This window comes from Pseudomonas sp. AC463 (genome assembly GCF_979253585.1).
This window is the reverse complement of record NZ_CEEDDZ010000014.1, coordinates 171,770-197,650: the sequence shown is the minus strand read 5'-3', so window position 1 is coordinate 197,650 and position 25,881 is coordinate 171,770. Positions and strand designations below refer to the sequence as shown.

General features: G+C 61.3%; 25 protein-coding genes. 17 read left to right on the top strand and 8 right to left on the bottom strand.

The window, feature by feature from the left end:
• The first annotated feature begins 126 nt into the window (after nucleotides 1-126).
• The 4 genes from AC0IYH_RS19090 (at nucleotide 127) to AC0IYH_RS19075 (ending at nucleotide 4,233) form a co-directional block, all read left to right on the top strand.
• On the top strand, nucleotides 127-1,221 hold the full coding sequence (locus tag AC0IYH_RS19090; protein WP_116626891.1) for a polyamine ABC transporter substrate-binding protein: 1,095 nt from the start codon (nucleotides 127-129) through the stop codon (nucleotides 1,219-1,221).
• Nucleotides 1,222-1,292: 71 nt separating this feature from the next.
• Nucleotides 1,293-2,435: an ABC transporter ATP-binding protein gene (locus AC0IYH_RS19085; protein ID WP_034116305.1), complete on the top strand. Its 1,143-nt coding sequence runs from the start codon at nucleotides 1,293-1,295 to the stop codon at nucleotides 2,433-2,435.
• Entirely contained in the window at nucleotides 2,432-3,352 is a 921-nt protein-coding gene (locus AC0IYH_RS19080; protein WP_116626890.1) for an ABC transporter permease subunit, read from the top strand. Before AC0IYH_RS19085 ends, AC0IYH_RS19080 begins: the two co-directional genes overlap by 4 nt.
• The gene (locus AC0IYH_RS19075; protein WP_116626889.1) at nucleotides 3,349-4,233 is read left to right on the top strand and encodes an ABC transporter permease subunit; all 885 of its coding nucleotides are present in this window, start codon (nucleotides 3,349-3,351) and stop codon (nucleotides 4,231-4,233) included. The genes AC0IYH_RS19080 and AC0IYH_RS19075 overlap by 4 nt, the downstream gene beginning before the upstream one ends.
• A gap of 135 nt (nucleotides 4,234-4,368) precedes the next feature.
• Here the strand turns inward: AC0IYH_RS19075 and AC0IYH_RS19070 are convergent, their stop codons facing one another.
• The gene (locus AC0IYH_RS19070) at nucleotides 4,369-5,007 is read right to left on the bottom strand and encodes an HD domain-containing protein (protein WP_122774575.1); all 639 of its coding nucleotides are present in this window, start codon (nucleotides 5,005-5,007) and stop codon (nucleotides 4,369-4,371) included.
• Between the two features lie 240 nt (nucleotides 5,008-5,247).
• On the opposite strand from AC0IYH_RS19070, the gene AC0IYH_RS19065 reads away from it, so the two are divergent.
• Nucleotides 5,248-6,213 carry a GlxA family transcriptional regulator gene (locus tag AC0IYH_RS19065; protein ID WP_471835714.1) on the top strand — a complete coding sequence of 322 codons (966 nt, stop codon included), beginning with the start codon at nucleotides 5,248-5,250 and terminating at the stop codon, nucleotides 6,211-6,213.
• Between the two features lie 204 nt (nucleotides 6,214-6,417).
• Here AC0IYH_RS19065 and AC0IYH_RS19060 read toward each other — a convergent pair whose 3' ends face one another.
• Nucleotides 6,418-8,772: a penicillin acylase family protein gene (locus AC0IYH_RS19060; RefSeq protein ID WP_471835712.1), complete on the bottom strand. Its 2,355-nt coding sequence runs from the start codon at nucleotides 8,770-8,772 to the stop codon at nucleotides 6,418-6,420.
• Nucleotides 8,773-8,803: 31 nt separating this feature from the next.
• Nucleotides 8,804-9,379: a DUF6436 domain-containing protein gene (locus tag AC0IYH_RS19055; protein WP_116626885.1), complete on the bottom strand. Its 576-nt coding sequence runs from the start codon at nucleotides 9,377-9,379 to the stop codon at nucleotides 8,804-8,806.
• Nucleotides 9,380-9,478: 99 nt separating this feature from the next.
• Here AC0IYH_RS19055 and bipL point away from each other — a divergent pair, with 99 nt between their 5' ends.
• The gene (gene bipL / locus AC0IYH_RS19050) at nucleotides 9,479-10,414 is read left to right on the top strand and encodes a phospholipase BipL (protein WP_471835711.1); all 936 of its coding nucleotides are present in this window, start codon (nucleotides 9,479-9,481) and stop codon (nucleotides 10,412-10,414) included.
• Between the two features lie 104 nt (nucleotides 10,415-10,518).
• Here the strand turns inward: bipL and AC0IYH_RS19045 are convergent, their stop codons facing one another.
• Complete coding sequence (locus AC0IYH_RS19045) at nucleotides 10,519-11,271, bottom strand: DUF2059 domain-containing protein (RefSeq protein ID WP_122774579.1); 753 nt, start codon at nucleotides 11,269-11,271, stop codon at nucleotides 10,519-10,521.
• 131 nt (nucleotides 11,272-11,402) lie between these two features.
• Between AC0IYH_RS19045 and AC0IYH_RS19040 the strand changes: the two genes are divergently transcribed.
• Both AC0IYH_RS19040 and AC0IYH_RS19035 read left to right on the top strand, forming a co-directional pair.
• The gene (locus tag AC0IYH_RS19040) at nucleotides 11,403-12,035 is read left to right on the top strand and encodes a 2OG-Fe(II) oxygenase (protein WP_471835724.1); all 633 of its coding nucleotides are present in this window, start codon (nucleotides 11,403-11,405) and stop codon (nucleotides 12,033-12,035) included.
• Between the two features lie 2 nt (nucleotides 12,036-12,037).
• Nucleotides 12,038-12,532 carry a 2-thiouracil desulfurase family protein gene (locus AC0IYH_RS19035; RefSeq protein ID WP_471835709.1) on the top strand — a complete coding sequence of 165 codons (495 nt, stop codon included), beginning with the start codon at nucleotides 12,038-12,040 and terminating at the stop codon, nucleotides 12,530-12,532.
• Nucleotides 12,533-12,588: 56 nt separating this feature from the next.
• Here the strand turns inward: AC0IYH_RS19035 and AC0IYH_RS19030 are convergent, their stop codons facing one another.
• Complete coding sequence (locus AC0IYH_RS19030; protein ID WP_116626880.1) at nucleotides 12,589-13,083, bottom strand: transporter substrate-binding domain-containing protein; 495 nt, start codon at nucleotides 13,081-13,083, stop codon at nucleotides 12,589-12,591.
• Nucleotides 13,084-13,219: 136 nt separating this feature from the next.
• Between AC0IYH_RS19030 and AC0IYH_RS19025 the strand changes: the two genes are divergently transcribed.
• Nucleotides 13,220-13,660 carry a DUF4399 domain-containing protein gene (locus AC0IYH_RS19025; protein ID WP_122774581.1) on the top strand — a complete coding sequence of 147 codons (441 nt, stop codon included), beginning with the start codon at nucleotides 13,220-13,222 and terminating at the stop codon, nucleotides 13,658-13,660.
• A gap of 62 nt (nucleotides 13,661-13,722) precedes the next feature.
• On the opposite strand, the gene serA is transcribed toward AC0IYH_RS19025, so the two are convergent.
• Nucleotides 13,723-14,952: a phosphoglycerate dehydrogenase gene (gene serA / locus AC0IYH_RS19020; protein WP_116626878.1), complete on the bottom strand. Its 1,230-nt coding sequence runs from the start codon at nucleotides 14,950-14,952 to the stop codon at nucleotides 13,723-13,725.
• A 205-nt stretch (nucleotides 14,953-15,157) separates the two neighbouring features.
• Here serA and AC0IYH_RS19015 point away from each other — a divergent pair, with 205 nt between their 5' ends.
• From AC0IYH_RS19015 to AC0IYH_RS19000, 4 genes are all read left to right on the top strand, one after another.
• A complete protein-coding gene (locus tag AC0IYH_RS19015) occupies nucleotides 15,158-16,552 on the top strand; it encodes an FAD-binding oxidoreductase (protein WP_116626876.1) in 1,395 nt (464 codons plus the stop codon).
• Between the two features lie 11 nt (nucleotides 16,553-16,563).
• Nucleotides 16,564-17,229, top strand: a complete 666-nt coding sequence (locus AC0IYH_RS19010; protein ID WP_101273464.1) for a fumarylacetoacetate hydrolase family protein — start codon at nucleotides 16,564-16,566, stop codon at nucleotides 17,227-17,229.
• A 143-nt stretch (nucleotides 17,230-17,372) separates the two neighbouring features.
• The gene (locus AC0IYH_RS19005) at nucleotides 17,373-18,299 is read left to right on the top strand and encodes an SdiA-regulated domain-containing protein (RefSeq protein WP_471835706.1); all 927 of its coding nucleotides are present in this window, start codon (nucleotides 17,373-17,375) and stop codon (nucleotides 18,297-18,299) included.
• Nucleotides 18,300-18,420: 121 nt separating this feature from the next.
• The gene (locus AC0IYH_RS19000; protein WP_116626874.1) at nucleotides 18,421-19,335 is read left to right on the top strand and encodes an SdiA-regulated domain-containing protein; all 915 of its coding nucleotides are present in this window, start codon (nucleotides 18,421-18,423) and stop codon (nucleotides 19,333-19,335) included.
• Between the two features lie 62 nt (nucleotides 19,336-19,397).
• Here AC0IYH_RS19000 and rpiA read toward each other — a convergent pair whose 3' ends face one another.
• Nucleotides 19,398-20,069: a ribose-5-phosphate isomerase RpiA gene (rpiA, locus tag AC0IYH_RS18995; protein ID WP_005792336.1), complete on the bottom strand. Its 672-nt coding sequence runs from the start codon at nucleotides 20,067-20,069 to the stop codon at nucleotides 19,398-19,400.
• A 136-nt stretch (nucleotides 20,070-20,205) separates the two neighbouring features.
• Here rpiA and ilvA point away from each other — a divergent pair, with 136 nt between their 5' ends.
• Both ilvA and AC0IYH_RS18985 read left to right on the top strand, forming a co-directional pair.
• The gene (ilvA, locus tag AC0IYH_RS18990) at nucleotides 20,206-21,720 is read left to right on the top strand and encodes a threonine ammonia-lyase, biosynthetic (protein ID WP_116626873.1); all 1,515 of its coding nucleotides are present in this window, start codon (nucleotides 20,206-20,208) and stop codon (nucleotides 21,718-21,720) included.
• A gap of 41 nt (nucleotides 21,721-21,761) precedes the next feature.
• The gene (locus AC0IYH_RS18985) at nucleotides 21,762-22,175 is read left to right on the top strand and encodes a DUF2269 family protein (protein ID WP_471835703.1); all 414 of its coding nucleotides are present in this window, start codon (nucleotides 21,762-21,764) and stop codon (nucleotides 22,173-22,175) included.
• A gap of 99 nt (nucleotides 22,176-22,274) precedes the next feature.
• On the opposite strand, the gene AC0IYH_RS18980 is transcribed toward AC0IYH_RS18985, so the two are convergent.
• Complete coding sequence (locus tag AC0IYH_RS18980; protein WP_116626871.1) at nucleotides 22,275-22,931, bottom strand: histidinol-phosphatase; 657 nt, start codon at nucleotides 22,929-22,931, stop codon at nucleotides 22,275-22,277.
• Between the two features lie 143 nt (nucleotides 22,932-23,074).
• Between AC0IYH_RS18980 and AC0IYH_RS18975 the strand changes: the two genes are divergently transcribed.
• Together AC0IYH_RS18975 and ptsP are read left to right on the top strand one after the other, a co-directional pair.
• Nucleotides 23,075-23,554, top strand: a complete 480-nt coding sequence (locus AC0IYH_RS18975) for an RNA pyrophosphohydrolase (protein WP_003176750.1) — start codon at nucleotides 23,075-23,077, stop codon at nucleotides 23,552-23,554.
• Nucleotides 23,555-23,576: 22 nt separating this feature from the next.
• Nucleotides 23,577-25,856 (top strand): phosphoenolpyruvate--protein phosphotransferase, encoded by a 2,280-nt coding sequence (gene ptsP, locus AC0IYH_RS18970; protein WP_116626870.1) that lies wholly within the window; start codon nucleotides 23,577-23,579, stop codon nucleotides 25,854-25,856.
• Nucleotides 25,857-25,881: the final 25 nt, after the last annotated feature.

Here is a 25,881-nt window from a genome sequence, read left to right as displayed (position 1 = left end):
CAAGCCTGCTCCCACACAAATTAAATGACAGAAAGTTTTGCCGGATCGGTTTATCGAGGGTAAGTTGCGCGCCGGTTTTGTTGCCGGGCAACAACTTCGGGCCCAACTATTTAAGAGGACCTCCACTTGCCAATTTCTTTATTTCGCCAAGCCATGCTGGTGGGTGCAGGTATCACGCTGACGTTGAGCGTGCAGGCCGCACCGACTGTGCATATTTATAACTGGTCGGATTACATCGGCACCGACACCCTGGCCAACTTCGAAAAGGCCAGCGGCATCAAGCCCGTGTATGACGTGTTTGACTCCAACGAAACCCTGGAAGGCAAGCTGCTGGCCGGGCGTACCGGCTACGACGTGGTGGTGCCGTCCAACCACTTCCTCGGCAAGCAGATCAAGGCCGGGGCGTTCCAGAAGCTCGACAAGTCGCAGCTGACTAACTACGCCAACCTCGACCCGGCGCTGCTCAAGCGCCTGGAAAAGAATGACCCGGGCAACAGGTACGCCGTGCCGTACCTGTGGGGCACCAATGGCATCGGTTACAACGTCGACAAAGTGAAGGAAGTGCTGGGCGTCGACCATATCGACTCCTGGGCCGTGCTGTTCGAGCCGGAAAACATGAAGAAGCTCGCGAGCTGCGGCGTGTCGTTCATGGATTCGGCGGATGAAATGCTGCCGGCGGTCCTCAACTACATGGGCCTGAACCCCAACAGCACCAACCCGGACGACTACAAGAAGGCCGAAGAAAAGCTGCTGAAAGTGCGGCCCTACGTGACCTATTTCCATTCCTCCAAATACATCTCCGACCTGGCCAACGGCAACATTTGCGTGGCCGCCGGGTTCTCCGGTGATGTGTTCCAGGCCAAGGCCCGCGCGGCCGAGGCGGGCAAGGGCGTGAACATCGCCTACGTGATTCCCAAGGAAGGCGGCAACCTGTGGTTTGACGTGCTGGCGATCCCCAAGGATGCCAGCAACGTCAAAGAGGCCCACGCCTTTATCAACTATTTGCTGCAACCTGAGGTGATCGCCCAGGTCAGTGATTACGTCGGTTACGCCAACCCTAACCCCGGGGCGGACAAACTGATGGAGCAATCGATACGCACCGACGAAGCGGTTTACCCACCGCAGGCGGTTCTCGACCGGACATTCGTCAATTTCGAGCTACCCCCGAAAGTGCAACGTTTGATGACCCGTAGCTGGACCAAGGTCAAGACGGGCAAATAAGGCTTAAAGCTCAGACTATCCCGGGTTCGCCTGTATCGGGTGAACTCCACATTTTGTTGGGAGTTTCGTAAATGGCAGTTGCCTCCGGCGCCTATAAGAAAGCCCTCGAGGGCGACCAGACACCGAAAAAGGTGCTGGTCAAAATCGACCGGGTCACGAAGAAGTTCGACGAGACGATTGCCGTGGACGACGTGTCCCTGGAAATCAAGAAAGGCGAAATCTTCGCCTTGCTCGGCGGTTCGGGTTCGGGCAAATCCACCTTGCTGCGCATGCTCGCAGGCTTCGAGCGCCCGACCGAGGGCCGCATCTACCTCGACGGTGTGGACATCACCGACATGCCGCCCTACGAGCGGCCGATCAACATGATGTTCCAGTCCTACGCCTTGTTCCCGCACATGACCGTGGCGCAGAACATCGCCTTCGGCCTGCAACAGGACAAGATCCCCAAGGCCGAGGTCGACGCCCGCGTGGCCGAGATGCTCAAGCTGGTACAGATGAGCCAGTACGCCAAGCGCAAGCCGCATCAGCTCTCCGGTGGCCAGCGCCAGCGTGTGGCCCTGGCGCGTTCCCTGGCCAAGCGCCCGAAACTGCTGCTGCTCGATGAGCCGATGGGCGCGCTGGACAAGAAACTGCGCTCGCAGATGCAGCTGGAACTGGTGGAGATCATCGAGCGCGTGGGTGTGACCTGCGTGATGGTGACCCACGACCAGGAAGAGGCCATGACCATGGCCGAGCGCATCGCGATCATGCACCTGGGCTGGATTGCGCAGATCGGCAGCCCGATCGACATCTACGAAACGCCTACCAGCCGCCTGGTGTGCGAGTTCATCGGCAACGTCAACATCTTCGACACCCAGGTGGTGGACGACGCCGAAGGCCACGCGGTACTCAAGTGCGCCGACCTGGACCGCGATATCTACGTGGGTTACGGCATCGCGACGTCGGTGGAAGACAAATCGGTCACCTACGCGATCCGCCCGGAAAAACTGCTGGTGACCACCGAAATGCCGACCTGCGAGCACAACTGGTCCAGCGGCAAGGTGCATGACATCGCCTACCTGGGCGGCCACTCGGTGTTCTACGTGGAGCTGCCGAGCGGCAAGCTGGTGCAGTCCTTCGTGGCCAACGCCGAGCGCCGTGGCCAGCGGCCGACCTGGGGTGACCAGGTTTACGTGTGGTGGGAAGACGACAGCGGCGTGGTACTTCGCTCATGAACATGAAGAAGTTCAAGCGCCGCTTGCACCGCATTATCCCCAATGGCAAGCAGGTGGTTATCGGGATTCCCTTCCTGTGGCTGTTCCTGTTCTTCGCGCTGCCGTTCTTCATCGTTTTGAAGATCAGCTTTGCCGAAGCCGACGTGGCGATCCCGCCGTACACCGAGATCTACACCTTCGTTGAGCAGAAGCTGCAGCTGGTGCTGAACCTGGGCAACTACGCGATGCTCGGCGACGACGAGCTCTACATCGCCGCGTACCTGGGCTCGCTGAAGATGGCGTTTTTCAGCACGCTGCTGTGCTTGCTGATCGGCTACCCGATGGCCTACGCCATCGCCAGCGCGCGCAAAGAGATGCAGACCGTGCTGGTGCTGCTGATCATGATGCCGACCTGGACCGCGATCCTGATCCGCGTGTATGCGTGGATGGGCATCCTCAGCAACAACGGGTTGCTCAATGGTTTCCTGATGTCCATCGGGTTGATCAACGAACCGCTGCAGATCCTCAACACCAACATTGCGGTGTATATCGGCGTGGTCTATTCGTACCTGCCGTTCATGATCCTGCCGCTGTACGCCAACCTGGTGAAGCACGATCAGAGCCTGCTGGAAGCCGCGTCCGACCTGGGCTCGAGCACCTTCAACAGCTTCTGGAAAATCACTGTGCCGCTGTCCAAGAACGGCATCATCGCCGGCTGCATGCTGGTGTTTATCCCGGTGGTGGGCGAGTTCGTGATTCCTGAGCTGCTCGGCGGCCCGGAAACCCTGATGATCGGTAAAGTGTTGTGGCAAGAATTCTTCAACAACCGTGACTGGCCGGTGGCCTCTGCCCTGGCGGTGGTGATGCTGGCGATCCTGATCGTGCCGATCATCCTGTTCAACCGCAGCCAAGCCAAAGAGATGGAGGGCAAGATATGAAGCGCTTCAGTTTCTCGAGTTTCATGCTGGTGGCGGGGTTGTTGTTCATCTACCTGCCGATGCTGATTCTGGTGATCTACTCGTTCAACGAATCCAAACTGGTGACGGTGTGGGGCGGTTGGTCGATCAAGTGGTACGTCGGTTTGCTCGACAACACCCAACTGATGGGCTCGGTGGCGCGCTCCCTGGAAATCGCCTGCTACACGGCGGTTGCCGCAGTGGCCCTGGGTACGCTGGCGGCGTTCGTGCTGACGCGCATCAGCAACTTCAAGGGCCGCACGCTGTTCGGCGGCCTGGTGACGGCGCCGTTGGTGATGCCCGAAGTGATCACCGGTCTGTCGCTGTTGCTGCTGTTCGTGGCCATGGCGCAGATGATCGGTTGGCCCCAGGAGCGTGGCATCGTCACCATCTGGATCGCCCACACGACGTTCTGTGCGGCATATGTGGCGGTGGTGGTGTCGGCGCGCTTGCGTGAACTGGACCTGTCGATCGAAGAAGCGGCGATGGACCTAGGCGCGCGGCCATGGAAGGTGTTCTTCCTGATCACCATCCCGATGATCGCGCCGTCGCTGGCGGCGGGCGGCATGATGTCGTTCGCGCTGTCGCTGGACGACCTGGTGTTGGCCAGCTTCGTGTCGGGCCCGGGCTCGACCACTTTGCCGATGGAAGTGTTCTCGGCCGTGCGCCTGGGGGTTAAACCCGAGATCAACGCCGTGGCGAGTTTGATTCTATTGGCGGTGTCGCTGGTGACCTTCCTGGTGTGGTTCTTCAGCCGTCGCGCCGAGGAACACCGCAAGAAGGCGATCCAGCAAGCCATTGAAGAAGCCGCCGCGGATGGCTGGAAACAGCCGGACAAGCGTAGAGCACCCGCGCCAGTCTGAATCTGTGTGAGGTCCAAATGTGGGAGGGGGCTTGCCCCCGATAGCTGAGTTTCAGTCACTGAATCTATTGACTGACCTACCGCCATCGGGGGCAAGTCGAATCGTCGCACCGCCCCTCCCACATTTGATTGCATTTCACGCCCAAGGAGATTTGCGGATGACCTCCACAAAATTCATCGGCTTGAACCCCGGCTCCTGATCCACCAGCACATCGGTCTTCACGTTACCAAACGTGGTCTGCGGGCGATGGCGCAATCCGTCGGCAAACGCGCAGATGATGCATTCCTTGAACCCCTCACCGCGTGGATGCGCATGCACCACGGCTTCGCGCTGCACGCTGGAAAACGCGGCGTAGTCCATGCCAAGCACGTCCATCTCGACGCCGGCGGTCACCAGCGCAACGGTCGGGCGCAGGTGTTGCGGTACGCCCGGCGTGGTGTGCAGGGCGATGGACAGCCACACTTGTTCGATATCGTCATCGCTCAGCCCATACGGCTTGAGGAAGGCTGCCGCGGCATTGGCGCCGTCGACTTCGAAGCGCTCGTCGTCACTGCGATGGCCTGCCACCAGGCCGAGGTCGTGGAACATGGCGCCGACGTAGAGCAGCTCCGGGTTGTAGGCCAACTGCTTGCGATCACCGCTCAACGCGCCGAACAGGAACACCCGGCGGGAATGGTGGTAGAGCAGGTCGGATTCGACGTCGCGGATATATTCAGTGGTGGCCTTGGCCAGGGCGCTATCGGGGATCTGGATGCCGGCGATGGTGGTGGTCATGGTGGTTCTCCTCTGGAAAGCATCCAGTCTGGTCGCGTGCCCGCCAAGGGGCTATCTCGGTGGGGATGCGATCCCGGCCAATGTGCCGTCACATCGTGCCAAGGGGGTACTCGGTCAAATGTGGGAGCTGGCTTGCCTGCGATAGCATCACCTCGGTATACCTGTTGGACCGAGTCGCCTGTATCGCAGGCAAGCCAGCTCCCACAGGGTTTTGCGTCAGCTCAGAGAGAAAGGTTTTCCATGAACAAAACCGTCGCCATCCTGATCTTTCCCGGCGTCCAGTCACTGGATGTGACCGGGCCCATGGATGTGTTCTGCGAGGCCAACCGATTCCTGGCGCCTGCAGACCATTACCAGCTGGAAGTCATCGGTTTCGGCCACGGCACCCTGGCCGCGTCCAATGGCTTGTCACTCCAGGCTCACCGGCATTACAGCGACGCCCTGCAAGCCTATGACCTGCTGCTGGTGGCGGGCGGGCCGCAGTTGCCGTTCGAGGATTTCGGCCCGGCGTTCGATGACTGGCTGCGCGGCGCAACCGCCCGTGCGCAGCGCTTCGGCTCGATCTGCAACGGCGCCTTCATGCTGGCCCGCGCCGGTTTGCTGGACGGTAAAACCGTCACCACCCACTGGAACGATGCGGCCGGCCTGGCACGCCTGTGCCCCTCGGCCCAGGTCGAGGCCGACCGCCTTTACGTGCAGGACGGCAACCTCTACACCTCGGCCGGTGTTACGGCGGGCATCGACTTGTCGTTGTATCTGCTGGCCCAGGACCACGGCCCGGAAGTCGCACTGAGCGTGGCCAAACGCCTGGTGGTGTTCACCCAACGCTCGGGCGGGCAGTCGCAGTTCAGCCCGTTTCTGACGCCCCACGCCGAAACCACCTCGGCGGTGGCGCTGGTGCAGCTGTACGTATTGGCGAACCTGACCGGCGACTTGACCATCGCCGACCTGGCCCAGGCGGCCAATATGAGCGCGCGCAATTTCTCCCGGGTGTTTGCCCGAGAGGCGCGGATAACGCCGGCGGAATTTGTCGAGCGGGCGCGGGTGGATGCGGCGCGGGTGATGCTCGAAAGCAGCCCCGCTCCGCTGAAAACAGTGGCCTATCAATGCGGCTTTCGTGACGCCCAGCACATGCGCAGTGTGTTCAACCGCCGGCTGGGCGTCACGCCACAACAGTTCCGGCTTAACTTTGCGGCGCCGGTTTAAGCGCGTCGTAGGCTTCCAGCGCGCGCAGCGAGTAGATGTACGCGGCGCCGGCGTGGCGATTGCGGGCACGCTAGCTGCCACACTGCAGTTCAAATGTGGGAGGGGGCTTGCCCCCGATGGCGGTGTATCAGTATCAGAGATGCTGACTGACATTCAGCAATCGGGGGCAAGCCCCCTCCCACATTTTGATCCCATTTCAAGCAGCTAGCGGGCGGGCAGTAGCTTCAGCGTACCGCGCGTATTCGCCGTGACTTCCTCATCACTGAAGTGCGCCTGCTCGTAGCCGCCTTCGATGTACGTCTCGGCCTGGTCGCCGTAGTGCTTGTCGAAGGGTACGCCGCTTTGTCCGACCGGGTTGATGGTGAGGGCGTGGGCCACATCGGCAAAGTCGATCAGGCGCCGGGTCGATGGGCCGTAGGTCACCGGCCACGGCGCGGGGCCGATATTGGCCGATTGGTTGTTGGGTACTTCATGGGTGCCCGGCGCCGGGAACGGGCCGACGTTGACGATCAGGTCCAGCGGCTTCTGCGAGCCCAGCGGGTGGCCGTGGGTCAGGGTGTGCGCCTTGCCCCACTGCCACTGGCTCGGGTCATCGCCGAAGGTGGCCTTGAGGTGCGCGAGGCTGTTGTCCCAGGCGAGCTTGACCGTGTCGGCGCGTTTGCCGTCCCACCACGGCGAGTCGGGGCTGGCGGCCAGGCGTGGCAGGGCGGCGTCGACTACGCGGGTGCTGAGCAGGGTCTTGAACATGCCGTCGCCGAGCTTCGGGTGGAAAGCCGCATCGGCGAGGTTGAACAGGAACTGGTTGAACAGCGTGGCGCTGGTGGAATCCAGCGGGTAGTCGCCTTTCCAGGTCGCCAGTTGCTCCACCAGTTTCAACTGCGCCGGGTCCTTGACCACTTCACGCAGCACCGGCAACAACGGCGCCAACAGGCGTGGGCCGAAGGCGGTGGTGGTACCGAGTTGCAAGGCCTGGCTGTTGTTCACGTCCCACTTCACGCTTTTGTCGCTCAATTGCGCGTTCAACTGCTGGCCACGGTCGGCGAGGTTGTAATAGCCGGGGATCTCCATGCCGGTGGGCGACACGGGCTGGGCATTGGCGGACACCACGTAACCGCGCGCCGGGTTTTCTTCCTGGGGGTTGGCGCTGAAGGGGTAGAAGCCGAGTTTGTCGGCCATGGCGGTGCTGCCGTCGAGGATAAAACCGGGGTTGGCTCCGGCCGGGCGAATCGGCAACTGCGCCGCCGCCCACCAGCCGATATCGCCCTTGGCATTCGCCCACACGATGTTCAGGCCCGGCGCGGAGACCTTGGATGCCGCAGCGCGTGCCTTGGCCAGCGTGTCGGCGCGGTTGAGCTGGTAGAACCCTTCGAGGATCGGGTTCTGGGTGTCGAGGAACGCCCACCACATGGCGATTGGCGTCTTGCCGGCGTTGTCGCCCAGCACGTCATTGATGATCGGACCGTGGGGCGACTGGCGCAGCGTGAGGCTGACCGGCGCCTGGCCTTTGACCGCGATCTGTTGCTCGCTGCTGGTCATGTCGACCCATTGGTCGTGGTACCAGACCTGGTTGGGGTTGTCCGGGTTGACCTTCTCGGCGATCAGGTCGAGGTCGTCGTTCTGGAACATGGTCAGGCTCCAGCCGAAATCCAGGTTGTGCCCCAGGAACGCCACCGGTACCAGCGCGTTGTGATAGCCATACAACTCGAAGCCCGGCGCCGACAGCTGCGCCTCGTACCACACCGACGGCACCGAAAAACGAATGTGCGGGTCGCCCGCCAGCAACGGCTTGCCACTTTTGGTGCGGCTGCCGCTGATGGCCCAGGCGTTGCTGCCTTCGAACTGCGGCAAGCCGTTGTCGGCCAGGGCCTGCTCGCTCAGGGAGGCGATGGCGCCGAGGGTTTGCCAGTCACTGGCGGCCAGGTTGAGCGCGCCCTTGGGCTGCCAGTCGAGGTCGAAGACTTTCAGGTAGTCGTTGCCCAATTGGTCGCGTACGTAAGTCAGCAGTGGCTCTGTGCGAAACGCGGCGGCAAAGCTGTAGGCCATGTACCCGGCGACGCTGATGGTGTCCTCGGCGGTAAACGCTCGCTTGGGGATGCCCAGCACGTCGAATTCCATCGGGCTGGCGTGGCTGTCCTGATACTGGTTGATTCCGTCCAGATAGGCTTGCAGGGCTTTCCAGTGCGCCGACTCATGGTCCAGCTGCGCCACATACGTGGCCGCGCGGTCGCGAATGCGCAGGCTGCGGAACAGCTTGTCGGTCTCCAGCACCTTGGGCCCCAGCACCTCGGCCAGCTCGCCACGGGCCAGGCGCCGCATGATTTCCATCTGGAACAGCCGGTCCTGGGCGTGCACATACCCGAGGGCGCGGTACAGGTCGGTCTCGTTCTCGGCGCGGATATGCGGCACGCCACGGTCGTCGTAGCGCACGGTGACCGAGCCCTGCAAGTTCGCCAATTCAACCGTGCCCTGGCGGGTCGGTTGCTTGCTGTAGACGTACCAGCCGGCGCCGAGGGCGATCAGCACCAGCAGAACCGCGAGAACCCGCAAGACGCGCTTCATGAACATTCCTTAGCAAAATGGGGGCGGCGAGTTACAAACCTGTTGGCCACGAACAATAGCAGCCCACCGCCAAGGTGTGAGTGGCATTCACCGGGCGGCCATCTTCAAGGGCTTTCAATATGGGTTCAATAAAACTGTTACTAGAATTGCACGTCAGCCCTTCGCTGTACGGCCCGAAATACGCAAGCTTACCGGTGCGGTCCCAAATGCCTACGGCCGGGCTGGCCGGCACCTGGTCGGCGCCGGGCAGGGCTGTGAGGGTTTTCATATTGCGCAGGTTGTCGGGCAGCTTGCCGTGGCTGCCGGGTTTTTGCAGGGCGTAGAACTCGACGCCTTGAGGCGCGTAGTGCTCGATCAACTCGCCCAGGTGTTGCTGGTTGCCGACGTTGCACGGGCACGCCGGGTCCCAGAAGTGCACCAGGCGGATCGGGCCGGGGCCGCTGAGTTCGGCGGGCAGGCGCAATGCATCGCCGGAGAACACCGCCGTGTGTTCGCTGAAGGCGCGCAGGTAGCGGCCCTGGAACCAGTCGTATGCCGCCCACAGCACGCCGGCGCAGATGATCAGGATCAGGCTGGCGAACAGGGCGGAACGGTAGGGTCGTCGCATTCAGATGCATCCTCGCAGGTCGCGTAGCTTGCCATGCTTGCCCTGACAGATGAATATCGCAGCTCGATATTCATCTTCGCCGCAAGTCTGGAACCCTTTATGCCCGTTACCTTTGACCCCGATCATCTACGCGAAAGTTTGCGACCCCTGGTGGATGCGCAACCGCTTTCAGCCGAGGCGCGGGTGTACCAGCGGTTCTACGGGCTTGACCTGCCGGCGCGCAAAGTCATGAGCCGCCTGGGCCGTTTCGAGGTGGATGGGTTCGAGGTGGTGGCGCAAGTGTGGTGGCCGCCGGTTCCGGCGGCGACGATGTTCATGTTCCACGGCTTCTACGACCATATGGGACTGTATCGCCATGTGGTGGATTGGGCGCTGGAACAGGGCTTTGTGGTGATCGCCTGCGACCTGCCGGGCCACGGCTTATCCAGTGGCGCGCGGGCCAGCATCGATGATTTTGCGGTGTATCAACGAGTGGTGCAGGCGCTGTTCGCTGAAGGCCAGGCGCTGCAACTGCCACAGCCCTGGCATTTGTTCGGGCAAAGCACCGGCGGCGCGGTGGTGGTGGACCACCTGCTCAACCACGGCGCCGACAGCCCGGCCCAGGGCAAGACCTTTTTGCTGTCGCCGTTGGTACGGCCGCGTGCGTGGGGGTGGTCGAAGCTCAGCTATTACCTGCTGCGGCCGTTCGTCAAAGGCATCGCCCGGCGCTTCAGCGAGAACACCAACGACCCGGCATTCAAGCCGTTCCTGGAAGCCGACCCGCTGCAGCCGCGCCAATTGCCGACCGCCTGGGTGGGCGCACTGGCGCGCTGGATCAAGCGAATCGAGGCCGCGCCACGCAGCCAGAGGCGCCCGGTGATTGTGCAGGGTGAGGAAGACATGACGGTGGATTGGCAGCACAACTTGCAGGTGCTGCGGGGCAAGTTCGATCAGCCTGAGGTGTTGATGCTCAAGCGGGGCAGGCATCATTTGGCGAATGAGATTCCACAGATTCGCGAGGAATACTTCAAGTACCTCACGGACCACCTGAAGTAACCCGCTTCAAATGTGGGAGGGGGCTTGCTCCCGATAGCGGTGTGTCAGACAAACATTTTTTGCTGACCCACCGCCATCGGGGGCAAGCCCCCTCCCACATTTTTTTACTGCGTCAAGCTTGAGGTGCTCTGGCCCACAGCAAGACCGGCGCGAATCGCGGCCAACGCCGCCTGGTAATAGGTTTTGCCCTCTGGCGATTCCGCAAACGTCGCGAATTCTTCCAGCTCCGGGTCAGACAAATCCCGGTACACGTACAGCAACGTATTGTTCAGATCCTTATCGATCTGCTGCATCAGCCGCTCACGTTGCCCATTCAACATACCCTGGGCCTGGCCGCCGCCCAACAGGCCGGGGATCATCTGGCTCAAGCTGTCAGCGGCCACACCGGCAATCGCCAGGCTCACTTCGGCCCCGGCTTCGCGCGCAGGCAGGGCCTGGGCGAGGTGGCCGATGATCAGGCTGCGGGTGGCGTCGGCTTCGATATGCGGCAGGCCCTGGGCGTTTTTCGCCAGCTGGTCGCGGCGGGTGGCGAGCAACTCGGCGGCGACGATCTTGCGCCCCAGCGGCGACTGGAAAAACGCCAGAGCAGGCTTGGGGTCGGCGAGGTTTTTGCGCAATTGCGCTTCGGCACGCTGGTCCATGGCCTGGGCGGCGAAGCGTTTATTGCTGTTGTCGACCAGCGCCTGGTACACCGCCGGCGGCAGGCTGTTGCGGTAACGCTGCTGGGCCGCACTGAGGGCGTCATTGAAATGCGCACGTTGCTCGGCCCAGCCGGCGACCTTGTACAACTGGTCATGGCCGTCTGCCCAGGCGGGCAAAACGCAGAACATCAGCAAGGAAAAAAACAAACGACGCATATGGACTCCTGTCAGTCGGCCACTATTGTCCGTGTCGGGCGTAGGATTTGTCGAGAAGTCCTATCAGTCACCTGACTAAAGTGTATTCAGACGCTCGGCGGCTCTGTCGGATTCACAGGCGTATGGATACTATGCGCGCCATGCAAATACCCCTTGATCACCCCCTGCTGCAACGCATTGTCGACGACCTGGCCGAAAAAGGCTGGTCGCAGCAGAACGGCTTCCTGCCCCAGGCTCTGACCCTGGAACTGGCGGCTGAGTGCCGTAAACGTGCGGCCGAAGGTGAGCTGGCACCGGCGGCGGTGGGGCGCGGGCCGAGCCAGGAGATTCGCGAAGGCATTCGCGGCGATCATATCCAGTGGCTCGAAGACGGCGACGCGGCGGTGTGCGACAGCTACATGGGGTTGATGGACAGCCTGCGCGTGGCGATGAACCGTGGGCTGTTCCTGGGCCTGGAAGATTTCGAAAGCCATTTCGCGATGTACCCGCCGGGGGCGTTTTACCTCAAGCACCTTGACCGTTTCCGTGACGATGACCGGCGCATGGTCTCGGCGGTGGTCTATTTGAACGACGCCTGGCTGCCCGAGCATGGCGGCCAGTTGCGCATGTACCTCAAGGGCGGCGTCGAATACGATGTGGTGCCCACCGGTGGTTGCCTGGTGGTGTTCCTGTCCGGGGAGGTGCCCCACGAAGTCATGCCCGCCACGCGCGAACGCCTGTCCCTGACCGGCTGGTTTCGCCGGCGGGGCAACGAGCTGTTTTAACCATGCAGAAAATTCTGATCAGCCGCTGCCTGCTTGGCCACAAGGTGCGCTACGACGGCGGGGCCAGCGGGCCGTTCGACCAACTGGCCGCGTGGCAGGCCGAAGGCCGTGTGGTTGCGATCTGCCCCGAAGTCGCCGGCGGCTTGCCGACGCCGCGCCCATCGGCCGAGATTCCGGGCGGGCAGGGCGTGGATGTCTGGGAAGGCCGCGCCCAGGTGCTGACCGCCGAGGGCGAAGACTTCAGTGCCGCCTTCCTCGACGGTGCCCGCCAGGCCTTGGCGCTGGTGCAACGCCATAAAATTCGTATTGCCGTGCTCAAGGCCAATAGCCCGTCCTGCGGCAACCTGCTGACTTACGACGGCACGTTCAGCGGTGTGAAGGTGGTAGGCGAGGGCGTCACGGCGGCGTTGCTCAGGGAGCATGGTGTGCAGGTGTTCAGTGAGTTGGAGCTGCCTGAGGCGGCAGTGGCCCTGGCCCGACTCCCAAGCCTTACTTAGATCAAAATGTGGGAGGGGCGGTGCGACGATTCGACTTGCCCCCTCCCACAGTTGATTTACTGTGCCTGGGCTGCCGGTGGTTCATCTTGAAGCCATTTTTGCGCCAGTGCCTTCAACCGCCCATCCGCCTTCACCCGCTCCAACGCCTTGTCCAAGCTGGCCTTGAACGCCGGATTACCCTTCTGGAACGGAATCGCCAGCTCCGGCTTCTCGTTATAAGCCTCACTGAAATCGAACCGATCCTGCAGCTCGGCAGTCCTAGCGATATGGTTGATGGCCACGTCGTACTTGCCGGATTCCACGCCTGGCAGCAGGTCGGTATCGTCGGTGGTGATGAACGAGGGGCGTACGTCCATTTCCTTGGCCAGTTGCTCGCCCAGTTCCACTTCAAAACCGGTGAGCTTGTCGCCTTCCTTGAAGTTGAACGGCGGGGTATTGGCTTCCAGTGCGATGCGCAGTTCGCCGCGATCAAACACATCATCGACCAGTTCGGCGTGAGCCAAGGGGCTCAGCAGGGGCAGCAAAAGTAACAGGCCAGGCGAAAAGCGCATGGTCACTCCTAGAAATTTCGAATATGTGCGAGGCGCCGTTCAGCATCGCTTTGCTATGGTGGTGAGTGCCTTGGACAGCAATTTGTCGCGAAGTTGTCATAACCCTACAGATTTCACAGAAAAACTGGAGAAGCGAATGAAAGCCTTTATGTCCCGTGCAACGATTGCCAGCCTGTTGCTGGGTGCTTCCATGTTGGCCACTGCTGCCGACGGCATCCCGCGCAGCGCACCGCCTGAGGGCGCCAAAGTGTTTATCGTGTCGCCCAAAGACGGTGCCACCGTGGATAAAACCTTCACCGTCAAATTCGGCATGGAAGGCCTGAAGCTGGCTCCGGCCACCGACCAGACCCCAGGCACCGGCCACCATCACCTGCTGATCGACCAGAAAGAACTGCCTGACGCCAGCCTGCCGATCCCGGCCACCGACACCGTGATCCACTACGGCAAGGCCCAGACCGAAACCGAGCTGACCCTCACCCCGGGCAAACACACCCTGCAACTGGTGGCCGGCGACAAACTGCACATGCAGTTCAATCCGACTGTAGCCTCGAAAGTCATCACGGTTAACGTTAAGTAAGATTTGTTCAGATGCAAAAAAGGGAGCCTAAGGGCTCCCTTTTTCGTGGTGCGGTTGAAACCTTAGAACAACACGCGGCTGCGGATAGTGCCGTTGATGTGCTGCAGCTTCTCTTGCGCCAGGTCCGAGTACTCGGCGTCGACGTCGATCACCACGTAGCCGACCTTCTCGTTGGTCTGCAGGAACTGACCGGAGATGTTGATGCCGTTTTCGGCGAAGACCTTGTTGATCTCCATCATCACGCCAGGGATGTTCTGGTGGATGTGCAGCAGACGGTGCTTGCCAGGGTGAGCCGGCAGCGCAACTTCCGGGAAGTTGACCGAGGACACCGAGGTACCGTTGTCGCTGTACTTGACCAGCTTCTCTGCCACTTCCAGGCCGATGTTGGCCTGGGCCTCAGCGGTAGAACCGCCGATGTGCGGGGTCAGGATCACGTTGTCCAGGCCACGCAGCGGGCTTTCGAAGATGTCGTCGTTGGAGCGAGGCTCTACCGGGAACACGTCGATGGCGGCGCCGATCAGGTGCTTGTCCTTGATCGCGTCGGCCAGGGCGTCCAGCTTGACCACGGTGCCGCGCGCGGCGTTGATCAGGATCCCGCCTTTCTTGATTGCGCGGATTTCCTTCTCGCCCATCATCCACTGGGTCTCAGCGGTTTCCGGAACGTGCAGGGTCACGATGTCGGACATGCCCAGCAACTCGTTCAGGCTCGACACTTGCGTGGCGTTGCCCAATGGCAGCTTGGTCAGGGTGTCGTAGAAGAACACCTGCATGCCCAGGCCTTCAGCCAGGACCGACAACTGAGTACCGATCGAGCCGTAACCGATGATGCCCAGCTTCTTGCCACGGATTTCGAAGGAGTTGGCCGCGCTTTTGATCCAGCCGCCACGGTGGCAGGAAGCGTTCTTCTCGGGAATGCCGCGCAGCAACAGGATCGCCTCGGCCAGAACCAGCTCCGCAACGGAACGGGTGTTGGAGTACGGTGCGTTGAACACCGCAATGCCGCGCTCGCGCGCTGCGTTGAGGTCGACCTGGTTGGTGCCGATGCAGAAACAGCCGACCGCCACGAGTTTCTTGGCGTGATCGAAGATCTCTTCGGTCAGCTGAGTGCGGGAGCGAATGCCGATGAAGTGTGCATCGGCGATCTTTTCCTTGAGCTGGGCTTCCGGCAGAGAACTGGTGATGTACTCAATGCTGGAGTACCCGGCGGCTTTCAGAACGTCGACAGCCGATGGGTGGACGCCTTCCAGAAGAAGGAACTTGATCTTGCTCTTATCGAGAGAAGTCTTGCTCATCTGCGTAAACCTGTATCCCGGAGAAAATTGGCAGGGAGTCGAGCAGCGCAAGCTGACCCGGACGGCAGGAAAGCCGTCACCGCAGAAACGCCCTTGGGCTCTGTCCTGCGGGGGCGGTATGCTAGCATACGCGCCCCGCTAAACACTCATTCCTGCGACGTGAAGCGTTCTCAGGATGACCATGAATTGTTCGAGAGTTCTGTCGATGACCCATCCTGCCCTGATTGATGAGCTAAAGACCCTGGTTGAGCCCGGCAAAGTGCTGACCGATGCCGACTCCCTGGAGGCTTACGGCAAGGATTGGACCAAGCACTTCGCACCTGCGCCGACTGCCATCGTGTTCCCCAAGACCACCGAGCAGGTCCAGGCCATCGTCCGTTGGGCCAATGAACACAAGGTGGCGCTGGTGCCATCCGGTGGTCGTACCGGCCTGTCGGCCGCTGCCGTTGCCGCCAATGGTGAAGTGGTGGTGTCGTTCGACTATATGAACCAGATCCTCGACGTGAACCTAACCGACCGCACCGCCGTGTGCCAGCCGGGCGTGGTCACCAAGCAATTGCAGAACGTCGCCGAAGAAAAAGGCTTGTACTACCCTGTGGACTTCGCTTCGTCGGGTTCGAGCCAGATTGGCGGCAATATCGGCACCAATGCCGGCGGGATCAAGGTCATTCGCTACGGCATGACCCGTAACTGGGTGGCCGGCATGAAAGTTGTCACCGGCAAGGGTGACGTGCTGGAACTGAACCGCGACCTGATCAAGAACGCCACCGGCTACGACATGCGCCAACTGTTCATCGGCGCCGAAGGCACCCTGGGCTTTGTGGTTGAAGCCACCATGCGCCTGGACCGAGCACCGAAAAACCTCACCGCCATGGTCCTCGGCACCACCGATTTCGACTCGATCATGCCGGTGCTGCACGCGTTCCAGAGCAAGCTGGACCTGACCGCCTTCGAGTTCTTCTCCGACAAGGCCCTGGCCAAGGTCATGGGGCGCGGGGATGTGCCGGCGCCGTTCGAAACCGAGTGCCCGTTCTATGCGCTGCTGGAATTCGAAGCCACCACCGAAGAAGTCGCCAACCATGCGCTGGAAACCTTCGAGCACTGCGTCGAGCAGGGCTGGGTGCTGGACGGCGTGATGAGCCAGAGCGAAACCCAGCTGCACAACCTGTGGAAACTGCGCGAGTACATCTCCGAGACCATTTCCCACTGGACCCCGTACAAGAACGACATTTCGGTGACGGTCTCCAAAGTGCCGGCGTTCTTGAAGGAAATTGACGCGATCGTCGGCGAACACTACCCGGACTTCGAAATCGTCTGGTTCGGTCACATCGGCGACGGCAACCTGCACTTGAACATCCTCAAGCCGGAAAACCTGAGCAAGGACGAGTTCTTCGCCAAGTGCGCCACCGTGAACAAGTGGGTGTTCGAAACCGTCGAGAAGTACAACGGCTCGATCTCGGCCGAACACGGCGTGGGCATGACCAAGCGCGATTACCTGACCTACAGCCGCTCGCCGGTTGAAATCGAATACATGAAGGCCGTGAAAGCGGTGTTCGACCCGAACGGGATCATGAATCCTGGCAAGATCTTCGCTGTTTAAGGAGTCGTTCCATGAGCTACCAGCACAAGTACGTCGACGGCACCAACATCCACTTCCCGCTGGGCAAAGTGGTTTGTATCGGGCGCAACTACGCCGAACATGCCAAGGAATTGGACAACCCGGTGCCGACCGAGCCATTGCTGTTCATCAAGCCGGGCAGTTGCGTGGTGGCCCTGGAAGGCGGTTTTGCCATCCCCACCGAGCGCGGTTCGGTGCACTACGAAGCTGAAATCGCGGTATTGATCGGCAAACCCTTGTCGAACAAACCCAGCCGCGAAGAAGTGCTGGACGCCATCTCCGGCTTCGCCCCCGCCCTGGACCTGACCCTGCGCGACAAACAGGCCGAGCTGAAAGCCAAGGGCCTGCCGTGGGAAATCGCCAAGTCCTTCGACGGTGCGGCGGTGATCGCGCCGTTTGTGGTCGGCAGCACCTTCCCGGACGTGACCGACATAGGCATTCGCCTGAGCATCAACGGCGAAGTGCGCCAGGACGGCAACAGCGCGCAGATGCTCAACCCGATCATCCCGATGATCCAGCACATGGCCGGCTGCTTCTCGCTGCAGGCCGGCGACGTAATCCTCACCGGCACTCCGGCCGGCGTGGGCCCGCTGAATGTGGGGGATGAACTGGTGCTCGAGCTGACTGGCGTGAACCGCTTCGAAAGCAGCGTTCGCTGATCACCAGGCAAAATGTGCTCAAACTGTGGGAGGGGGCTTGCCCCCTCCCACAGTTTGAGCTTTTGCATTTTTTTCACACGCCATCCGGATAATCCTCGGCCTTGTGTTATCCCCTAACGCTGACTTTCCGGAAAAAGCGCCCCATGGCCGTGCCTCTGCCTTCTGCTACCTCCAAGCCGCGATCCCGTTTCGCCCTGCGCTGGTATTCCTGGCTGTTGCTGACCGGTGTGATCGTCTATGGCGTCGCCTGGGTCATGCACTGGGACGATCGCGGCCTATTGTGGGTAATGGAACGCTTCGAAACCCCGGCCGAGCGCCAGGAGAGTGTATGGCTGCCGGACTATCACGCCGTCATCGATGGCAAGCTGCTGCCAGGCATGGAGAAGGATGAGGCGTCGGACGTTTCCTACAATCCGCAGACCAAAACCCTGTTTTCCGTGATGGGCAAAAACCCGTTCCTGGTGGAGCTGAGCCTGCAGGGGGATGTGCTGCGCAAGATGCCGCTCAATGGCTGGAGCAACCCGGAAGGCCTGACGGTGATGGAAAACGGGCTGATGGTCGTGGTCGATGAGCGCGAACACAGCCTGACCATCGTCAAGGTCGACGCCACCACCCAGCAATTGAACAAGGCCGATTTCCCAAGTTATGACCTGGGCCCGTCCAAGAACCAGAACAAAGCCTTCGAGGGCGTGACCTGGGACAAGCGCAATCAGCAGATCGTATTGGGCGAAGAGCGCCCGCCGGCGTTGTTCACCTGGAAAAGCGACGGCAGCCAGACCCTCACCGGCGACAAGCAGAAGCTCACCAGCACCGAGCTGGACATGCGCAACCTCTCGGCCCTGGCCGTCGACCCGCGCACCGGGCACTTGCTGGCGCTCTCGGCTGACTCGCACCTGTTGCTCGAGCTGGATGAAAAGGGCGAGCAAGTCAGCTTCATGACCCTGCTCGGCGGTTTCAACGGCCTCAAGGACACCATCCCGCGCGCAGAAGGCGTGACCATGGACGAGGAGGGCACGCTGTACATCGTCAGTGAACCCAACCTGTTCTATCGCTTCGAGAAGCAGAAATAGTCGACGGATTACGTCGGACAGTTCTCTATAAACGGCATTCGCCAGACATCGGCGCGCGTTTAAGTTTAAATTCAGACAGGCGTGATATTCATTCGCCACTTTTTGACTTTGAGCCCGCCCGATGCGCCGACTTGCTCGCCCCAAACCCATTGTTTTTATTCTTGTGTTGATCGCCCTGGTCATCGCCGGGGCTGCCGCGCAGCACTTTCGCCTGTTCGAACGCGCCTGGTTCAACTGGCAGGCCTGGCGCCAGCCGGCGGATGAACGCTCGATTGGCCTGGCCGATTACAAAGTGGCTCTGGAAGCTCAGGTGATCGACGGCTTGGACGACGACGTTTCGGCCCTCACCTACGACCCGGTGCGCAAAAGCCTGTTTACCGTCACCAATAAAAACGCCGAACTGATCGAGCTGTCACTTGAGGGCAAGATCCTGCGGCGCATTCCCCTGGTGGGGTTTGGCGATGCCGAGGCGGTGGAATTTATCAGTGACAACATTTATGTGATCAGTGATGAGCGCCAGCAGCGGCTGATCAAGGTGCATGTCGATGACGACACTCAATTCCTCGATGCCGCCGATGCGGAACAGATGACCCTGGGCCTGCACGTCGGTGGCAACAAGGGTTTCGAAGGCCTGGCCTACGACTCGGTGGGCAAGCGTCTGTTCGTGGCCAAGGAGCGCGACCCGATGCTGATCTACGAGGTTCACGGCTTCCCGCATTTCAAACCGGAAAAAACCTACTCGGTGCATGTAATCAACAACCCCAAGCGGGATGCCGGATTGTTTGTGCGCGACCTGTCGAGCCTGCAATACGACGAGCGCAGCGGCCACTTGCTGGCGCTGTCGGATGAGTCGTTTCTGGTGTTGGAGCTGGATATCGACGGTCGCCCGTTGAGCAGTCTGTCATTGCTCAACGGCCGCCATGGCCTGAGCAAGCGGGTGCCACAGGCCGAGGGGATCGCCATGGATGACCAGGGTACGTTGTACCTGGTCAGCGAGCCGAACCTGTTTTATGTCTTCAAGAAACCCAATCCCTGAGAACCCTGCATAACTAATGTGGGAGGGGGCAAGCCCCCTCCCACATTTGAACTGTAGCGTTCTCAGGCTTTGAGGGTCTTCACGCCTTCCGAGGTGCCGAGCAGCAACACATCCGCCGGGCGTGCCGCGAACAAGCCGTTGGTGACCACGCCAACGATGGCATTGATCTGCGTCTCCAGCTCCACCGGGTTGGTGATCTGCATGTTGAACACATCAATGATGATGTTGCCGTTGTCGGTCAACACGCCTTCGCGGTACACCGGGTCGCCGCCCAGCTTCACCAGTTCGCGGGCCACGTGGCTGCGGGCCATGGGGATCACTTCCACCGGCAGCGGGAACGCGCCGAGCACCGGCACCAGCTTGCTGGCGTCGGCGATGCAGATAAAGGTCTTGGCCACGGCCGCGACGATCTTCTCGCGGGTCAGGGCGGCGCCGCCGCCCTTGATCAGGTTCAGGTGCTCGTCGCTCTCATCGGCGCCGTCGACGTAGAACTCCAGGTCGCTCACGGTGTTGAGCTCGTACACCGGAATGCCATGGCCCTTGAGGCGCGCAGCGGTGGCTTCGGAGCTGGCCACGGCGCCGTCGAACGCGCCCTTGTGCTGGGCCAGTGCGTCGATAAAGCAGTTGGCGGTGGAGCCGGTGCCGACACCGACGATGCTTTTGTCGTCGAGTTTGGGAAGGATTAAATCGACGGCGGCCTGGGCCACTGCCTGTTTGAGTTGATCCTGGGTCATGCGGGCTCCGGAACGGGCGGGGAGTTATTGAGGCGCGCGAGTATACCCCAACAAACCTTGGGATTCGTGTGGTCTCCCGGCCAAACGCTGGGTTAGACTCCTTGGCCCTGCCCAACCCGCCCAGTGATGCCTGCCGATGCTTGAACAGTACGTCAAAAAGATCCTCACCTCGCGCGTTTACGACGTTGCCGTAGAAACCCCGCTGCAGACCGCCCGCCAGCTTTCCGAGCGGCTGGGCAACAAGGTCTGGCTCAAGCGTGAAGACTTGCAGCCGGTGTTCTCGTTCAAGATTCGCGGCGCCTACAACAAGCTGACGCAGCTGAGCGCCGAGGAACGTGCGCGCGGCGTGGTCACGGCTTCGGCGGGCAACCACGCCCAGGGCCTGGCCCTGGCGGCCAAGGTGCTGGGGGTCAAGGCCACCATCGTGATGCCCAAGACCACCCCGGAAATCAAGGTTGAAGGCGTGCGCTCCCGTGGCGGCAAAGTGGTGCTGCACGGGGATTCGTTCCCGGAGGCATTGGCGTATTCGCTGAAGCTGGTCGACGAAAAAGGCTACGTCTACATTCACCCTTACGATGATCCGCACACCATTGCCGGGCAGGGCACCGTGGCGATGGAAATCCTGCGCCAGCACCCGGGGCCGCTGGACGCGATTTTCGTGCCGGTGGGCGGCGGCGGGCTGATCGCCGGCATCGCGGCGTACGTGAAATACCTGCGCCCGGAGATCAAGATCATCGGCGTCGAGCCGGACGACTCCAATTGCCTGCAAGCGGCCATGGCCGCGGGCGAGCGCGTAGTGCTGCCAACCGTGGGCATCTTCGCCGATGGCGTGGCGGTGGCGCAGATCGGCCAGCACACCTTTGATATCTGCAAAGACTATGTAGATGAAGTGATCACCGTGAGCACCGATGAAATCTGCGCGGCGATCAAGGACATCTACGATGACACCCGTTCCATCACCGAGCCGGCGGGCGCGTTGGGCGTGGCCGGGATCAAGAAGTACGTCGAGACCCGTGGCGTCAGCGGCCAGACTTTTGTCGCCATCGACTCCGGGGCCAACGTCAACTTCGACCGCCTGCGCCACGTGGCCGAGCGCGCCGAGCTGGGTGAAGGGCGCGAGGCCATCATCGCGGTGACCATCCCCGAGAAGCCGGGCAGCTTCAAGGCATTCTGCGAGGCCGTGGGCAAGCGCCAGATCACCGAATTCAACTACCGCTATCACTCCGGCAGCGAAGCACACATTTTTGTCGGCGTGCAGACCCACCCGGAAACCGACCCGCGCAGCGCGTTGATCGCCAGCCTCACCAGCCAGGGTTTCCCGGTGCTGGACCTGACCGAGAACGAACTGGCCAAGCTGCACATTCGCCATATGGTCGGCGGGCACGCGGCGCACGTCAGTAATGAAGTGGTGTTCCGCTTCGAATTCCCCGAGCGCCCGGGGGCCCTGTTCAACTTTCTTAACAAATTAGGCGGGCGCTGGAACATCTCGATGTTCCACTATCGCAACCACGGCGCGGCGGATGGCCGTGTGGTTGCCGGCCTGCAAGTGCCGGCGAACGAGCGTCACCTGGTACCGGCAGCCCTGGAGGCGATTGGCTACCCGTACTGGGATGAAAGCGATAACCCGGCCTACACACTGTTCCTCGGTTGAGCGACTACGCTGATGGGGGCGGCCTTTAAGGAAAACGAGACATGGAAACCCTGATCACCCTGAAAGTTATCCACATAGCGGCGACTGTGGTGCTACTGCTCAGCGGCCTCGGCCTGGCGCTGCTGGCCTGGCGCAAACGCGCCGCCGGCCCGGCCGTGACCGTACAGCGCCCGTGGGTGTTCGTGTGGTTGTTGATGGGGATTTGCGTGGTCAGCATGCCGTTTACCGGCTGGTGGCTGGTGCACTTGGTTGGCTGGCCGCTGGGGCAGACCTGGATTCTGGGCTCCAGCCTCGTCTACACCGTGGCGGCGCTGGCCTGGTTCTGGCTGGTGGCGCGGCTTAACCGGCTGCGCAAGGGTGAGGGCGGCAGCCTGAATTTCACCCTGGTGCTGGCGGTGGTCAGTCTGGTTGGGTTTGTGGCGATTGCGGGGTTGATGGGCGCGAAGCCGGTTTAGTTCTTAAGACCGCGTCGCCTGCATCGGGAGCAAGCCCCCTCCCACACTTGATGTGTGAACACAGTCAATGTGGGAGGGGGCTTGCCCCCGATGGGGCCATCAGCTACGCAGCGTAATCACCGGCCAGCCACGCTTTTCAGCCTCAGCCCGCAAATTCGGATCCGGATCCACCGCCACCGGATGCGTCACCTGCTCCAGCAACGGCAAGTCATTCATCGAATCACTATAGAAGTAGCTGTCTTCCAGGCTGTACCCGGTTTCTTCCAGCCAACGGTTCAAGCGCACCACCTTGCCTTCACGGAAGCACGGCACGTCAGTGCTGCGCCCGGTGTAGCGGCCGTTTTCCATCTCGCACTCGGTGGCGATCAGGGTTTCCACGCCCAGCAGCTCGGCAATCGGCGCGGTGACGAAGCGGTTGGTGGCGGTGATGATCACCAGCTTGTCGCCGGCGGCGCGGTGCTTGGCCAAAAGCTCTGTGGCCAGCGGCAGCATCAGCGGGGCGATGCAGTCGCGCATGAAGTCACGGTGCCACTCGTCCAACTGGGCCCTCTCGGTGCGGCCGAGGATTTCCAGGCTGAAGTTCAGGTAGGCGGCGTTATCCAGCTTGCCGGCCAGGTAATCCTGGTAGAACTCGTCGTTGCGGGCCTTGTAGGCCACCGGGTCGAGAATCCCGCGTTCACACAGGTAATCGCCCCAGGCGTGGTCGCTGTCACCGCCGAGAAGGGTGTTGTCCAAGTCGAATAAAGCCAGGCGCATTGCAGTTACTCGCTGAAAAGTCTGTAAAAAGGCGTCCAGAATACGGTCTTTTCACAAGAGTGCACATAAGGTAAGAAGCCTCGTTGCCGCTTCATCAACCTTTGTGGAACAATGCGGCGACATGCGTTTGCGAGGTTGTTGCCGTGATCGACCCCGATGGTTTCCGTCCTAATGTCGGGATTATTCTTACGAATGATGCCGGACAGGTGCTATGGGCTCGCCGAATCAACCAAGATGCCTGGCAGTTTCCTCAAGGCGGAATCAACCCCGATGAAACCCCTGAAGACGCCTTGTACCGTGAGTTGAATGAAGAAGTCGGCCTTGAGCGCGAAGATGTGCAAATTCTGGCCTGTACCCGTGGCTGGTTGCGCTATCGTTTGCCGCAACGCCTGGTACGTACCCACAGCCAACCGCTGTGCATCGGCCAGAAGCAGAAATGGTTTCTCCTGCGCCTGATCTCCAACGAGCAGCGGGTGCGGATGGATTTGACCGGTAAACCGGAGTTCGATGGCTGGCGCTGGGTCAGCTATTGGTACCCGTTGGGCCAGGTGGTGACATTCAAGCGCGAGGTTTATCGTCGCGCTCTCAAAGAGCTTGCCCCGCGCCTTTTAGCGCGCGACTGACGACGGAGTTCGACCCCGAGCCATGCTCAATACGCTGCGCAAGATCGTCCAGGAAGTTAACTCCGCCAAGGATCTCAAGGCGGCGTTGGGGATTATTGTGTTGCGCGTCAAGGAAGCCATGGGCAGCCAGGTCTGCTCGGTTTACCTGCTGGACCCCGAGACCAACCGTTTTGTGCTGATGGCCACGGAGGGCTTGAACAAGCGCTCCATCGGCAAGGTCAGCATGGCGCCCAATGAAGGTCTGGTGGGCCTGGTGGGGACGCGTGAAGAACCCCTGAACCTTGAAAACGCGGCCGATCACCCGCGTTATCGCTACTTTGCCGAAACCGGCGAAGAGCGCTACGCCTCGTTCCTTGGCGCGCCGATCATTCACCACCGCCGCGTTGTCGGCGTGTTGGTCATCCAGCAAAAAGAGCGCCGCCAGTTCGACGAAGGTGAAGAAGCCTTCCTGGTGACCATGAGTGCGCAGCTCGCCGGCGTAATCGCCCACGCCGAAGCCACGGGTTCGATTCGTGGCCTGGGCCGCGAAGGTAAAGGCATTCAGGAGGCCAAGTTCGTCGGTGTGCCGGGTTCGCCGGGCGCGGCGGTCGGTACCGCGGTGGTCATGCTGCCGCCGGCAGACCTCGATGTGGTGCCGGACAAGATCGTCAAAGACATCGACGCCGAAATCAAACTGTTCAAGACCGCCCTCGAAGGCGTGCGCGCCGACATGCGCAACCTGTCGACGAAGCTGGCCACCCAGCTGCGCCCCGAAGAGCGTGCGTTGTTCGACGTGTACCAGATGATGCTCGATGACGCGTCGCTGGGTAACGAAGTCAAAACCGTGATCAAGACCGGCCAGTGGGCCCAGGGCGCGCTGCGCCAGGTGGTCACCGATCACGTCAACCGTTTCGAATTGATGGATGACGCCTACCTGCGTGAGCGCGCCTCGGATGTGCGCGATCTCGGTCGCCGTCTGCTGGCCTACCTGCAGGAAGACCGCACCACCAACCTGGTCTACCCCGACAACACCATCCTGATCAGTGAAGAACTGACCGCCACCATGCTCGGCGAAGTGCCGGAAGGCAAACTGGTGGGCCTGGTGTCGGTACTCGGTTCGGGTAACTCCCACGTCGCGATCCTGGCCCGGGCCATGGGCATTCCGACGGTGATGGGCCTGGTGGACCTGCCGTATTCCAAGGTCGATGGCATCGACATGATCGTCGATGGCCATCGCGGTGAAGTCTTCACCAACCCCAGCGACTTGCTGCGCAAGCAATACGCCGAGGTGGTGGAAGAAGAGAAGCAACTGGCCCTGGGCCTTGATTCGCTGCGCGAGCTGCCGTGCGTGACCCTCGACGGTCACCGCGTGCCGCTGCTGGTCAACACCGGCCTGCTCGCCGATGTGGCCCGCGCGCAACAGCGCGGTGCTGAAGGCGTGGGGCTGTACCGCACCGAAGTGCCGTTCATGATCAACCAGCGCTTCCCGAGTGAGAAGGAGCAGCTGGCGATCTACCGCGAGCAACTGTCCGCCTTCCACCCGTTGCCGGTGACCATGCGCAGCCTGGACATCGGCGGTGACAAATCGCTGTCGTACTTCCCGATCAAGGAAGACAACCCCTTCCTCGGCTGGCGCGGCATTCGCGTGACGCTAGACCACCCGGAAATCTTCCTGGTGCAGACCCGCGCCATGCTCAAGGCCAGCGAAGGCCTGAACAACCTGCGCATTTTGCTGCCGATGATCTCCGGCACCCATGAGCTGGAAGAGGCGCTGCACCTTATCCACCGTGCGTGGGGCGAAGTGCGCGACGAAGGCGCCGACGTGCCGATGCCGCCGATTGGCGTGATGATCGAAATCCCGGCGGCGGTGTACCAGGCCAAGGAGCTGGCGCGGCAGGTGGACTTTCTTTCGGTGGGCTCCAACGACCTGACCCAGTACCTGCTGGCCGTGGACCGCAACAACCCACGGGTGGCCGACCTTTACGACTACCTGCACCCGGCGGTGCTGCAAGCCCTGCAACACGTGGTGCGCGACGCCCATGCCGAAGGCAAGCCGGTGAGTATCTGCGGTGAAATGGCCGGTGACCCGGCGGCGGCGGTGCTGTTGATGGCGATGGGCTTTGACAGCTTGTCGATGAACGCCACCAACTTGCCGAAGGTGAAGTGGATGTTGCGCCAGGTGGAGTTGAGCATGGCCAAGGATTTGCTCGCCGAGTTGATGACCATCGACAACCCGCAAGTTATCCACAGCTCGCTGCAATTGGCGCTGAAGAATCTGGGGCTGACGCGGATGATCAACCCTGCCTCGGCGAAAACCCTCTAAAGCCTGGCTTGGATCAAAATGTGGG